At 73.8% G+C, this 12,920-nt stretch carries 11 protein-coding genes, 1 tRNA gene and 1 pseudogene; 8 read left to right on the forward strand and 5 right to left on the reverse strand.

The annotated features are described in order from the left end of the window. Positions 1-182, forward strand: a pseudogene (locus tag ACZ6Y1_RS27800) (hypothetical protein); the annotation flags it as partial. On the opposite strand, the gene ACZ6Y1_RS27805 reads toward ACZ6Y1_RS27800, so the two are convergent. Further along, positions 179-607 carry an ASCH domain-containing protein gene (locus ACZ6Y1_RS27805; protein WP_469635509.1) on the reverse strand — a complete coding sequence of 143 codons (429 nt, stop codon included), beginning with the start codon at positions 605-607 and terminating at the stop codon, positions 179-181. The pseudogene ACZ6Y1_RS27800 and the gene ACZ6Y1_RS27805 sit on opposite strands and share 4 nt — an antisense overlap. Positions 608-812: 205 nt before the next feature. Here ACZ6Y1_RS27805 and ACZ6Y1_RS27810 point away from each other — a divergent pair, with 205 nt between their 5' ends. From ACZ6Y1_RS27810 to ACZ6Y1_RS27820, 3 genes are all read left to right on the forward strand, one after another. Continuing rightward, positions 813-1,760, forward strand: coding sequence for a hypothetical protein (locus ACZ6Y1_RS27810; protein ID WP_469635512.1), 948 nt, complete (start codon positions 813-815; stop codon positions 1,758-1,760). A 33-nt stretch (positions 1,761-1,793) separates the two neighbouring features. Next, entirely contained in the window at positions 1,794-3,353 is a 1,560-nt protein-coding gene (locus tag ACZ6Y1_RS27815; RefSeq protein ID WP_469635515.1) for an APC family permease, read from the forward strand. Positions 3,354-3,581: 228 nt separating this feature from the next. Next, positions 3,582-5,021, forward strand: a complete 1,440-nt coding sequence (locus ACZ6Y1_RS27820) for an amino acid permease (protein WP_469635518.1) — start codon at positions 3,582-3,584, stop codon at positions 5,019-5,021. A 30-nt stretch (positions 5,022-5,051) separates the two neighbouring features. Here ACZ6Y1_RS27820 and ACZ6Y1_RS27825 read toward each other — a convergent pair whose 3' ends face one another. Together ACZ6Y1_RS27825 and ACZ6Y1_RS27830 are read right to left on the reverse strand one after the other, a co-directional pair. Further along, positions 5,052-6,674: a serine/threonine-protein kinase gene (locus ACZ6Y1_RS27825; RefSeq protein WP_469635521.1), complete on the reverse strand. Its 1,623-nt coding sequence runs from the start codon at positions 6,672-6,674 to the stop codon at positions 5,052-5,054. A gap of 109 nt (positions 6,675-6,783) precedes the next feature. Continuing rightward, positions 6,784-6,868: transfer RNA gene (locus ACZ6Y1_RS27830), tRNA-Leu, on the reverse strand. A 168-nt stretch (positions 6,869-7,036) separates the two neighbouring features. On the opposite strand from ACZ6Y1_RS27830, the gene ACZ6Y1_RS27835 reads away from it, so the two are divergent. The 3 genes from ACZ6Y1_RS27835 (at position 7,037) to ACZ6Y1_RS27845 (ending at position 9,632) form a co-directional block, all read left to right on the forward strand. Next, the gene (locus ACZ6Y1_RS27835; protein WP_469635523.1) at positions 7,037-8,362 is read left to right on the forward strand and encodes a M20/M25/M40 family metallo-hydrolase; all 1,326 of its coding nucleotides are present in this window, start codon (positions 7,037-7,039) and stop codon (positions 8,360-8,362) included. A 136-nt stretch (positions 8,363-8,498) separates the two neighbouring features. Beyond that, entirely contained in the window at positions 8,499-8,732 is a 234-nt protein-coding gene (locus tag ACZ6Y1_RS27840) for a chaplin (protein WP_376661507.1), read from the forward strand. Between the two features lie 138 nt (positions 8,733-8,870). After that, entirely contained in the window at positions 8,871-9,632 is a 762-nt protein-coding gene (locus ACZ6Y1_RS27845) for a chaplin (protein ID WP_469635528.1), read from the forward strand. 51 nt (positions 9,633-9,683) lie between these two features. Here the strand turns inward: ACZ6Y1_RS27845 and ACZ6Y1_RS27850 are convergent, their stop codons facing one another. Continuing rightward, the gene (locus ACZ6Y1_RS27850; RefSeq protein ID WP_031146791.1) at positions 9,684-9,872 is read right to left on the reverse strand and encodes a DUF5703 family protein; all 189 of its coding nucleotides are present in this window, start codon (positions 9,870-9,872) and stop codon (positions 9,684-9,686) included. A gap of 48 nt (positions 9,873-9,920) precedes the next feature. Here ACZ6Y1_RS27850 and ACZ6Y1_RS27855 point away from each other — a divergent pair, with 48 nt between their 5' ends. Beyond that, a complete protein-coding gene (locus ACZ6Y1_RS27855) occupies positions 9,921-10,562 on the forward strand; it encodes a hypothetical protein (RefSeq protein WP_469635531.1) in 642 nt (213 codons plus the stop codon). A gap of 113 nt (positions 10,563-10,675) precedes the next feature. On the opposite strand, the gene ACZ6Y1_RS27860 is transcribed toward ACZ6Y1_RS27855, so the two are convergent. Beyond that, positions 10,676-12,802: a helix-hairpin-helix domain-containing protein gene (locus ACZ6Y1_RS27860; protein ID WP_469635534.1), complete on the reverse strand. Its 2,127-nt coding sequence runs from the start codon at positions 12,800-12,802 to the stop codon at positions 10,676-10,678. Positions 12,803-12,920 lie beyond the last annotated feature (118 nt).

Consider the following 12,920-nt stretch of genomic DNA (forward strand, 5'->3'; position numbering starts at 1 on the left):
CCCGGCACCCCGGCCCGGCACCCCGGCCCGGCACCCCGGCCCGGCACCCCGGCCCGGCACCCCGGCCCGGCACCCCGGCCCGGCACCCCGGCCCGGCCCGCCGGCAGGGGCCGCCGGGCCGGGCCGCCGAGCACCGGCGTTCGACGCCCCGGACAGCCCACCAGAAGACGGCGGCGGCCTAGCGACCGGTGGTCTCCACGAGGCGGAAACGTTCCGTCACGACCGGCGTGTGGTCGTCGACCGTGAACCCCGGATCGCCGAGGAACTCGCGGGACGCGACCCCGTGCCAGAACCGTTCGTGCGAGGCGCGCCATTCGGCCACCGAGGCGTACCCCTCGCCCTCTGCCACCGCGTGCGCCAGGTCCACCGAACCGAGCGGTACGACCCGTACCTCCGTCACCTCCAGGACGGCCACACGGCACCCCGCGGAGGACACCAGCGCCGTCCGCTGCCCGGCCCGAGGCGGCGCCTCGCCCGCCGCCTCGTACCCCGCGAGCAACCCTGTCGTCGCCGTCTTCGCCCCGCTCAGCACCGCCGCGACCAACTGGTCGCGCAGCGGCCCCGGGAACCCCAGCTCGTACGGCGGAAGATCATCGATGTCGGCCATGCGCTCACCCTACGGCCACCCGGCACGGACAGCCCCGAACTGGCACAACCATCCCAACTGCCACTCGGCACAAAGCAGTTGAAACACGCCACCCAGTGGACTGGACCTTGACTCGGAGCTGGGCCTACCGCTTTGCTGTGCGTGATCACGGGCTCGCTCACCGGCGTGATCCCCGACCGACCGTGTCCTGGAGGGATAACCGCGGATGTCCCCGCCTCCGCCGCCCCTCGGCCGCACCCGCAAGCGGGACGCCCAGCTCTTCGACCCGGCCCTCTGCGACGCCGAACTCGTCGACGTCCGCGCGCAGTTCACCCAGGGCCGCTGGGCGAAGGCGCGCTCCCTCCTCGTCGCCACCGGCGACGACTGGGACCGCCGCGGCCACCGCGTCGTCGTCCTCGCCGAGACCCCCGCGGCCGGCGCATGGGCCCGTGAGTGGCTGCTCGCCGAACCCGGCAGCGCCGACGCGGCCACCCTCCTCGCCTGCGCCGCCGTCTTCCGGGCACTGCGCCGCAAGGACACACCGGCCGCCGCCGAGGAGGCCTGCCGCCGCGCCGCCGCCCTGCTCCCCGCGGATCCCACCCCGTGGCTCGGGCTGCTGCTCCTGTCCCGGGTGTTCGGCACCGAGGAGGAGTTCAGCCGTCACTTCGACCAGGTCCGCGCCCGCCACCGCGAACACCACCACGCCCACCACCTGATGGTCGCCAAGCTCGCCGAACGGACCCCCGGCGCCGGCCACGACCCGCTCCACGAGGTCTACGACTTCGCGGCCTGGGCCGCCGAGGAGGCCCCGGCCGACTCCCCGCTCGCCGTGCTCCCCGTCATCGCGCACGCCGAGCGCTACCGGGTGCTCGCCGCCGCCCACGGTCACACCTTCGGCAGCGACGGCCAGCACTGGTCCGGCCGGCGCGCCCGCCAGGTGCTGCGCGCCGCCTTCGACTGGTGGCTGGAATGGGAGCGCGACGACCATCCCCGCAACCGGGTCGACCTGAACTACCTGGCCCACGCCAAGCTCTGCGAGGGCCGCCCCGCCGAGGCCGCCGCGCTCTTCCACCGCATCGGGAGGCACGCGACCCCGGCCCCGTGGTCCTATCCGGACCGCGACCCGCACAAGGCGTTCCTCGCCGCGCGCGGCGCCGCCCTCGGTACCGCCTGACGCCCCCGACCACCCCCCCGAAAGGAACCTGCCATGCCGACGGGCAGCTCCACCACGCTCCAGGACCCGGCCGACATAAGAACGTACAAGGGGACGGACCGCGCCCTGCGCGCCGACCGGCTCGGCACCGCCGGACTCCTGCTGTCGGTACTCGCCGCCAGCGCGCCCCTGATGGTCGTCGCCGGTGTCATGCCCACGACATTCGGTGTCATGGGCGTCGTCGGCCAGCCCCTCCTCTTCGTCATCCTCGGCGTCGTCCTCGCCCTCTTCGGCATCGGCTACGCCGAGATGAGCCGGCACGTCCACAACGCCGGCGCCTTCTACGCGTACATCGCCCGCGGCCTCGGCCCCACCGCGGGCGCCGGCGCCTCCTTCGTCGCCCTCGTCGCCTACAGCGCCATGCAGGTCGGCGTCTACGGCATCCTCGGCTTCGAGGTGTCCAATCTCTTCGCCACCTACCTGGACACCGAACTGGCCTGGTGGATACCCGCCCTGGCCGCGGTCGCCCTCACCGGCGCGCTCGGCTGGCTCAAGATCGACCTCAACGCCAAGGTCCTCGGCGTCCTCCTCCTCATCGAGTGCGCCCTCGTCGTGATCTTCGACGTCTCCGCCCTCGCCGAGCCCGGCCCCGAAGGCCTCTCGCTGCACGCCTTCGACCCCGCCACCCTCGGCGGAGCAGGCCTCGGCACCGCGCTCTGCTTCTGCATCGCCGCCTTCGTCGGCTTCGAGCAGTCCCCGGTCTACGCCGAGGAGACCAGCAGGCCGCACATCGTCGTCTCCCGCGTGATGTTCCTCGCCGTCGGCTTCGTGGCCCTCTTCTTCGCCTTCAGCGCCTGGGCCCTCACCGTCGCCACCGGCCCCTCCGAGGTCGTCAGGACCTCCGCGGAGGCCGGCCCCGGCCTGCTCTTCCAGCTCACCGGGGACCGTCTCGGAACCGCCTTCACCGACGTCCTGCACGTCCTCTTCGTGACCGGCATCTTCGCGGCCATGCTCAGCTTCCACAACGTGGTCGCCCGCTACGCCTTCGCCATGGGCCGCGAAGGCCTCCTCCCGGCGGCCTTCGGCCGGACCAACGCCGGCACCGGCGCCCCCGGCACCGGCTCCCTCCTGCAGACGGCCGTCTCCGTCCTCGTCGTCATCGCCTTCGCCGTCACCGACGACAAGCCGGCCGGCGACCCCACCGCGCCCGTCCTGCACCTCTTCACCTGGATGGGCAGCGTCGGAGCCCTCGGCGTCACCCTCCTCATGGCCGCCGCCTCCCTCGCCGTCATCGCCTTCTTCGTCCGCCGCGGCACCGCCGGCGCCCAGGTCTGGCGACTCGTGGCGGCCGGCGCCGCCGGGATCGCCCTGCTCGCCATCGCCGTCCTGACCGTCAAGGACTTCGGCGTCCTGGTCGGCGCCGAGAAGGGCTCCGTGCTCAGCCTCCTCCTGCCCGGCATCATCGGCGCCGCCGCCGTGGTCGGACTGGCGTACGGACTGGTGCTGCGCCGCAGCCGCCCCGAGGCGCACGCCCGCATCGGCCTGGGCAACGAGGCCTTCCGCCTCGACCAGGCCGCCGCGGAGGCCACCCCGGACAACCAGCGCAGCAGCTGACGCCCGCACCCCCCGAAAACCCCGGATTCCAGCGCCCGCGAAGCCCCCGGCACCCCTTTCCAAGGTCGTCGGGGGCTTCGATGCGTACGGTGCGATTTTGGCGGCCGGCGGACCCTCATGGTCTCCTGGGGCGATCAAAACACCCGGACCGCCGCACAGGGGACACCACCCAGCTCCCCCGCGCGGCGGCCCGGTCTGCCTGTCCACCCCACGAAGGCGAAGTCGTACATGACCGACCGCACCCTGGCCGAGGCCCCCGCCCAGCCGTCCGCACGCCACACCGACGCGGGCGACGAGGGCTACAGCAAGGACCTCAAGTCCCGCCACATCAACATGATCGCAATCGGCGGGGCGATAGGCACCGGCCTGTTCCTCGGCGCCGGCGGCCGCCTCGCCGGAGCCGGACCCTCCCTGGCGATCGCCTACGCGGTGTGCGGCGTCTTCGCCTTCTTCGTCGTCCGCGCCCTCGGCGAGCTCGTCCTCTACCGGCCCTCCTCCGGAGCCTTCGTCTCCTACGCCCGCGAGTTCATGGGGGAGAAGGGCGCCTACACCGCCGGCTGGCTGTACTTCCTGAACTGGTCGACCACCACCGTCGCCGACATCACCGCCGCCGCGACCTACGCCCACTTCTGGTCGCTGTTCACCGACGTCCCCCAGTGGGTCCTCGCCCTCATCGCCCTGGCCGTCGTCCTCACCGCCAACCTGATCTCCGTCAAGTACTTCGGCGAGATGGAGTTCTGGTTCTCCCTGGTCAAGGTCGCCGCCCTGGTGATCTTCCTGGTCGTCGGCATCTGGCTCGTCGCCACCAGCCACGACATCGGCGGCCACACCCCCGGCCTCGCCTCCATCACCGACAACGGCGGCATCTTCCCCGCCGGAATGCTGCCGATGCTCCTGGTCGTCCAGGGCGTCGTCTTCGCGTACGCCTCCGTCGAGCTGTGCGGAGTCGCCGCCGGCGAGACCGAGAACCCCGAGAAGATCATGCCGAAGGCGATCAACTCGATCATGTGGCGCGTGGGCCTCTTCTACGTCGGCTCCGTGGTCCTGCTCGCGCTGCTGCTCCCCTACACCGAGTACAGCTCCGACCAGAGCCCCTTCGTCACCGTTTTCGACAAGCTCGGCGTCCCCGGCGCCGCGGGCATCATGAACCTGGTCGTTCTGACCGCCGCCCTCTCCAGCCTGAACTCCGGCCTCTACTCCACCGGCCGCATCCTGCGCTCCATGGCCATGTCCGGCTCCGCGCCCCGCTTCACCGCCCGCATGAACAAGGGCAAGGTCCCCTACGGCGGCGTCCTGTTCACCGCCGCCTTCGGCCTGGCCGGCGTCGCCCTGAACAAGTTCATGCCCAAGGACGCCTTCGAGATCGTCCTCAACTTCGCCTCGCTCGGCATCCTCGGCACCTGGGCCATGGTCATGCTCTGCTCGCTGCACTTCTGGCGCCGGGCGAAGCAGGGCCGCGTCGAACGCCCCGCCTACCGGCTGCCCTGGGCCCCGTACACCCAGCTCGTCACGCTGGCCTTCCTCGTCACGGTCCTGGTCCTGATGTGGTGCGACGGCGGAGTGGGCCGTACCACCGTCCTCTTCGTCCCCGCGATCGCCGCCGCCCTGGTCGGCGGCTGGTACCTGGTCCGCGGCCGCGTCGCCCAGATCGCCGCCTCCCGCGGCTGATCCGTCCCCACGTGCCCGCCGGGAGCGCCGTCAGGGCTGCGCGGCGCCCCGGCCGGCCGGTACGAAGGAATCCAGCGCGGCGTCGAAATGGCCGCGCGCCTCGGCCGCCCGGCCGACGGGCGCCGACACCCACACGTCGTAGAGCACCCCGTCCTGCTCCCAGCACAGGTCGAAGGTGTGGCGGGCCCCCTCGGCGCGGGTGAAACCGTCCCAGGTGAACTCCCACAGGGCCGCCGGGAGCCCGTCGTGAGTCGTCGCCACCACCTTGTTCTCCCGGAACCCGGGATTCGTCTCCGCGCCGTCGGCGTCGGCGCGCCGCATCACCCCCAGCGGCCCGCCGGACGGCGCCGCGGCCACCTTGATCCCGATGCGCACGGCCCCGTCCGGCGATCCGTAGAACACCCGTTGCTCGTCGGTCGTGCGCCGGTACCCGGCCGGCACGGCCAGGCTGAAACCCTGTACGTCGGACACGACCTGGTACCCGGCGGGCGCGGGCCGCACCGACCCGGCCGCCGGCGACGCCGCGGGCGGGGCCGGTGCACTCCCCGGGGCCGCCCGGTCCGGGGAGGACGACGGCCCGGCGGACGCGAGGGCCGCGGCGCCCCCCTTCCCCGTGTCCCGGTCCTCGCTCATCAGCCGCGTCGCGGTCACCGTGCCGGCGACCGTCGCCGCGAGCAGCGCCGCGACCAGCCCCACGCGCACCGCCGCCGTGCGCCGCCCGGACCTCACGGGCGCTGCGGGCTCCCCGGGCAGCGGGCCGTCCGGCCGCGTGGCCCGCTCGGTCGGCGAGTACGCCACGACCTCGGCCGGCGCCGGCTCCGGCTCCGGGGTCCCCTCGTCCCCGCCCGCCGCGCAGGCGGACAGCAGTCGCTCCGCCCCGGCCGCGTCCAGCCGCAGCCGGGGGTCGCGCTCCAGCAGACCGAGCACGACCTGACGCAACGGCCCCAGCCGGGCGGGCGGCCGGATCTCGTCGAAGACGACGGCGTGCAGGATCCCGCCGACCGAATCCCGGTGGAAGGGCGACTCCCCGGTCACGGCCGCGCACAGCAGCGCGCCCAGCGACCACAGATCCGCCGCCGGCCCGGCCTCGGCGCCCTTCATCCGCTCGGGCGCCGTGTACTCGGGCGAGCCCACGAAGGCCCCGGCCTCGCTGATCGTCGTCGCCCCGGCCAGCCGGGCGATCCCGAAGTCGGTCAGCACCACCCGGCCCGTGCCCGCCTCCACGAGCACGTTGGCAGGCTTCACGTCCCGGTGCAGCACCCCGCGCGCGTGCGCCGCACTCAGCGCGCCCAGCAGCGAGACCCCGAGCCGTGCCGTCTCCCCGGGCGTCAGCGGCCCGGCCGTGGCCAGCCGGTCGGCCAGCGAGCCGCCCTCGACGAGCTCCATGACGATGAAGGCCACGCCCTCGTGCTCCACCACGTCGTGGACGACCACGACGTGCGGATGGCTGATCCCGGCGAGGACCCGGGCCTCGCGCAGCGCGCTCATGGCCCGCGTGCCGCCGTCGACGTGGAGTTCCTTCACGGCCACCTGCCGCCCGAGGAGCTCGTCCTCGGCCCGCCAGACGGTCCCCATGCCACCCCGGCCCAGCCGCTGCCGAAGCCGGTAACGGCCACCGATCACCGTGCTGTTGCCCGGACCGTCCTGCGCCACTTCCGATTCCCCCGTCCGCCGGTCAGGGGCCATGATGCCGTACCGGCCGGGCGGGACACCGCACACGGCGAACGCAAAGAACCCCACCGAAGTGGGGTTCTCGCTCTTGTGTCCGAGGGGGGACTTGAACCCCCACGCCCGATAAAGGGCACTAGCACCTCAAGCTAGCGCGTCTGCCATTCCGCCACCCGGACAAGGTGTCTGTCTCGCGTCCCTCGCGGGCCGTTCCGACGTGGAAAACATTACCAAACATTCCGGGGTCCTCGATCACACCCCCCGGTGGCCGGGGATCTCCCTTGGGGAGAGCGGGCCGGGGCGGGAGGATGGGGGCAGTTCGGTACCGATCAGTGGGAGGAAGCAGCGTGAGCGAGTCGAACGCGGGCAGGGCCGTCTCGGGCGAGGACGAGGTCGTCGACCTCTGCCGGGACCTCATCCGGATCGACACCAGCAACTACGGGGACCACTCCGGCCCCGGTGAGCGCAAGGCGGCGGAGTGGGTCGCGGAGAAGCTCGCCGAGGTCGGCCTGGAGCCGCAGATCTTCGAATCGCACAAGGGGCGCGCCTCCACGGTCGCGCGGATCGAGGGCGAGGACCCCTCCCGCCCGGCGCTGCTGATCCACGGGCACACCGACGTGGTTCCGGCCAACGCGGCCGACTGGACCTACGACCCCTTCGCCGGTGAGATCGCCGACGGCTGCGTGTGGGGCCGGGGCGCCGTCGACATGAAGGACATGGACGCGATGACGCTGGCCGTCGTCCGCGACCGCATGCGCAGCGGCCGCAAGCCCCCGCGCGACATCGTGCTGGCCTTCCTCGCCGACGAGGAGGCCGGCGGCATCTACGGGGCCCGGCACCTGGTCGACCATCACCCGGGGCTCTTCGAGGGCGTCACCGAGGCCATCGGCGAGGTCGGCGGGTTCTCCTTCACCGTGAACGAGAACCTGCGGCTGTACCTGGTGGAGACCGCCCAGAAGGGCATGCACTGGATGCGGCTCACGGTGGAGGGCACCGCGGGCCACGGCTCCATGACCAACACCGACAACGCGATCACGGAGCTCTGCGAGGCCGTGGGGCGCCTCGGCCGCCACCAGTGGCCGGTGCGCGTCACCAAGACCGTGCGCAGCTTCCTGGACGAGCTCTCGGACGCGCTCGGGACCCCGCTGGACCCGGACGACATGGACGCCACGCTCGCCAAGCTCGGCGGCATCGCCAAGATGGTCGGTGCGACCCTGCGCAACTCGGCCGCCCCGACGATGCTCGGCGCCGGCTACAAGGTCAACGTCATCCCCGGGCAGGCCAGCGCCCACGTCGACGGCCGCTTCCTGCCCGGCTACGAGGACGAGTTCTTCGCGGACCTCGACCGCATCCTCGGCCCGCGCGTGAAGCGGGAGGACGTGCACGGGGACAAGGCCCTGGAGACGGATTTCGACGGCCGGCTGGTGGACGCCATGCAGGGCGCCCTGCGTGCTGAGGACCCGATCGCGCGCGCCGTCCCGTACATGCTCTCCGGCGGTACGGACGCCAAGTCCTTCGACGACCTCGGCATCCGCTGCTTCGGCTTCGCGCCGCTGCAGCTGCCGCCGGAGCTGGACTTCGCCGGGATGTTCCACGGCGTCGACGAGCGGGTGCCGGTGGACGGGCTGAAGTTCGGTGTCCGTGTGCTCGACCGATTCATCGACAACGCCTGACGGCGGTGAATCGGGTGGGTGTACGGATTCCACTGAGAAGAGTGAATGCGCTCATACGCTCGTAGCCCCGGTGATCCCTCCTCGTTACAGGTGTTGCGGTCCGCGGCTGGGACCGCATTGCCTACTAGGAGGAACAATGATCAAGAAGGTTGTCGCCGCTGCGGCTGCCACCGGTGCTGTGGTTCTCGCGGGTGCGGGCCTGGCCCACGCCGATGCCGGTGCCCAGGGCGCGGCCGTCGGTTCGCCGGGTGTCCTGTCCGGCAACGTGCTCCAGGTCCCCGTCCACGTCCCCGTGAACGTGTGCGGTAACACGGTGAACGTCATCGGCCTGCTGAACCCGGCCTTCGGCAACACCTGCGTCAACGCCTGACGCGTCTGAAGTCTTGGGCCCCGGAGCGCATTCCAGCGCTCCGGGGCCACCGGGCTTTCAGGCCCGGAATTCTGATCGTCTTCGGCGTGACAGGCAGGGGAGCCTGGCCGAGAAAGAACACAGGAGGGGCGAGCGAACATGCGACGACGACCGGCACCGGCCACCAGGAAGACCCTGATCACCATGGCTGCCGCAGGGGGTGTCCTCGCACTGGGCGGGGGGTACGCGCACGCGGACTCCGGCGCCTCCGGACACGCGGCGAATTCGCCGGGCGTGCTGTCCGGCAACAACGTGCAGGCGCCGGTGGACGCACCGGTGAACGTCTGCGGCAACACCATCTCCGTGGTCGGCCTGCTCAACCCGGCCTTCGGAAACCACTGTTCCGACGACTCGGGCCACGGCGGCAGGCCGGGCCCGGCGGAACCCCCGTGCGACGACCACGGCCCCGGCGGCCACCCGGGCGGCCCCGGCACGCCGGGCAATCCGGGCACACCCGGCGGCCACCACCCGGGCACACCCGGAACACCGGGCGGTCACGTCCCGGGCAACCCGGGTACGCCCGGAACACCGGGCGGGCACCTCCCGGGCAACCCGGGCACACCTGGAACACCGGGCGGTCACGTGCCGGGCACCCCGGGTACGCCCGGTACGCCTGGTGGTCAGCTCCCGGGCAACGCCGGTACTCCGGCGCAGCCGGGCGAGGTCAGCACTCCGGGCGGACCCGGAAGCGGTGGTTCCGGTGACGCCGGGGCCGGGGGCCCCGTGACTCCCGCCACATCCCCGGAAACCGGACTGGCCGCCACCGGCACCGGTGACGTCCTCACCGCCGGGCTTCCGCTCGCCGGCGGGCTGCTGCTGGCCGGCAGCGTGCTCTACCGCCGCGCCCGCAACGCCGCCTGACGGCTGATCAGGACGCGGGCCCCGGCGCGCCGGGGCCCGCGTCACGCCAGGTCACCAGGTCGCGCGGACCTGGCGGATGATCCGGCGGCGCAGCCGCACGCGGCGGCTGCCGTCCCGGTGCAGGGTCAGCCGGTCGAGTTCCCAGTTCCCGTACTCGGCATGGTCGGTCAGCAGGCGGGTCGCCTCTTTGCGGGGGACCCCGCGAGGCACGTACACGTCGACAAATTCGTATTCCGGCATCGCTATCTATTGTGCGGGCAGAGGCCTGCTACGGATAGCGTCTGCTCTATGTCTGATGCCGCTCTGCCCACTGTTGCCGAGGTACGTGCCGCCGCCGAGGCGGTAAAGGCCGCCCTCGACCGTCACCTCGCCGCGGTCGAGCGCAGGACCGGGGACGAGGACCCCGCGGTCTACGCCGCCTTCAACGAACTCGCCGCCGCCGCCGAGGAGTACGACGAACTCCTCTACGACCGCTACGACGAGGTCACGCCCTTCGAGATCCCCAGCCCCGAGGACGGGGTCCCCTACAGCGGCCCCGCCGAGCCCGCCGCGTTCAGCGTGCTCATCCGCCGCGACTACGCCGTCGTCGAACCGCCGCGGCTGATCGCGCAGGCCGAACGGGTCGCCGCGCACGACCGGGACGCCGAACTCGTCCACGGCGGCACCGCCGGCGCGCTGGGCGTGCTCTTCGGGGAGTACGAGCCCGACGAGATCGCCTCCCGCTACAAGGAGTTCGGGCTCGAGGAGGGCGATTCCACGCTCTGGATCGCGGCCTCGGAGGAGATGGCGGAGCCGGGGGAGTGGCTGGCCTCGCCGTTCGGGCACACGGACGCGGAGGACGTCCTGCACCGGTTCGACGTGAGCTCCGTCTTCGACGAGGACATCGACGAGTTCGACGAGGACGAGGAGCCGGGCCTCACCCCGGCCTGAGCCGCGCTCGGCACCCGCTCGAACCGCGACCGGACCGCACCGGAGGCCGTGCCGCCCAGCCGCTCATCGGCCGGCGTCACGGCCTCCGGCCGTCACGGCCGCTACTCAGGCCGCTACTCCGGCCGCTGAGCCGCGGCCGCCGCGAGGGACGCCAGCAGGCCCGTCAGGCGCGTCGTCCGCGGCTTCGCCGGCACCTCCGCGACCGCCCGCGGCAGTGCCTGGTCCACACCGTGCACCACGGACAGGTGCCGCTCGGCCCGGCCGAACGCCGTGTACACCCAGTCCCGCGAGAGGGCCTGCGCCGCGTCGCCCGGCAGTACGACGACCACCGCGGGCCAGCGCGCCCCCACGGCCTGGTGCGCCGTCACCGCCCAGCCGTGCCGCACCTGCGACTCGACGAGTTCCTTCGCCACGACAACCCGCTCGCCCGCCCGGTCCAGGTGCAGGCCCGCGGCGTCGGCCGACACCACCCGGGCCGGCAGGGCCCGCCCGGGCGAGGGCACGTGGACGACCCGGTCGCCCGGGTCGAAGCCGCCGAACCGGCCGGGGCCCGGGTTCAGCCGCTCCTTCAGCGCCGCGTTCAGCGCCCGGGTGCCCGCGGAGCCGCCGTGGCCGGGGGTGATCACCTGCACGCTGTCGGCCGGGATCCCGAACGCCCGCGGCACGGACTCGGCCACCAGCTGAACGGCCCGGTGCACCGCCTCCCCGGCGTCACGCACCGGGACGATGACGACCTCCTTGCCGGGGGCGTCCACCTGGGCCAGCTCACCGATGCCGATCCCGGAGACCAGCTCTCCGATGGGGCCCGGGTCGGGCACGCGGGAGACCACCTGGGGGCAGAACCGGGCCGCCAGCAGATCCGCGAACACCCGCCCGGCCCCCGCCGAGCCGAGAACCGCGGGATCGCCGGACAGCACCAGCCGGGCCCCGTCGGGAACGGACTCCACCAGCGCCGCCGCCGTCTCCACGTCCAGCTGCGGGGCGTCCAGGACGATCAGGAGGTCCAGCGCGAACTGCCCGTCCGCGTCCCGGCCGGGACCCTCCGCGCCGGACAGCAGCCCCGCGACGGTGACGCCGTCCGGGGTGGGCGCGTGCGCGGCGAGGCAGGCGCGCAGGCCGAGTTCGCGGGCCGCCGCCAGCAGGGCCAGGGGCTCGGCGCGGGCGGCCTCGCCGCCGGTGTGGGTGACCAGGCCGTGGCCCGCGACGGCGCGGATCAGCTCGGATCCGGTCCAGTCCGCCGGGCTGTCGAAGGTGTTGGCCAGCCGGGCCAGGCCGTCGGCGAGGCTCTCCTCGGCCATGGCGGAACCCTCCAGGCCCACGAGCACGCGTACGGGCTGCTCCTCGCCCTCCTGGGCGGGCGGGCCGAGGGGCTCGTGGAAGACCAGCACCGAGCCCTCGGCGATGGCCTGTTCCAGGGCTTCGGCGGGATCCGGCACCCCGTACTGGACCAGCGCCTTCTCCAGCAGCGAGGCCTCCAGCGCGGTGTGCCCCTTCAGCCCGGCCTGCGCCAGCAGCCAGCCCACCAGGGCGGTGGTGCGGCGCTCGTCGCCCGGGCCGGCCTCGGGGCCCAGCAGGGCGCGCGCGAAGCCGTCGGCCTGGGCGGGGCGGACGGCGGCCACCGCGAGCAGCCGCCAGGGGTTCTCGGCGAGCTGCTCGGCGGCGGCGTCGCCGAGCGCGGTCGCGGCTTGGGCGGCCAGTGCCTCGGGGGCGCCACCCCGGGCCAGCACGGCCCGTACGGCCTCCACGTCGCCGGGGGTGACGGCCGCCGGGGCGGGGGCGGGCCGCTGCGGTTGCGCCGGCGCCGCCTTCCGCGGGGCGTCCGCGCCCGCACCCTCGTCGAAGTACACCGGCCCGCCCGGTGCCTTGGCGCCGCTCTCCACGGCCCGTACGGCGGCCAGCAGGTCGGCGGCCTTTCCGCTGAGCTTGGCCCCGGCGTCCACGGGGGCGGTGCGTTCGGCCTTGCGGCGGGCGATGCGCTCGCGCTCGACCCGCTGTGCGGCGAGCTCGGCCTGCGCCTCACTCAACTCCGCCGCCGCGGCCGCGTCGCCGCCCGCGGCCTCGTTGCCGCCCGCCGCGTCGCCGCCCGCGGCCTCGTTGCCGCCCGCGGCCTCCGCGTCCGCACCCTCGGTGCCGGTGGGCTCCGTCTCGCTGCTCGCCTGGCCTCCTTCGGCCTCCGCAGCCGCGTCCCCGGTGCCGGTGGGCTCGGTGTGCGGGTCGGACCCTGCGGGGCTTTCCCCCACCCCGCCCCTTCCCGAAACCGGGGGCTGCGCCCCCGGCCCCCCACCCGGGCCCTGCGGCCCGTCCCCGGCCCCCGCGGCCTCCGGCCCGTCCCCGGCTGCGGCGTCCGCTTCGGCCTCC

The organism is Streptomyces sp. NPDC053432, assembly GCF_055585365.1.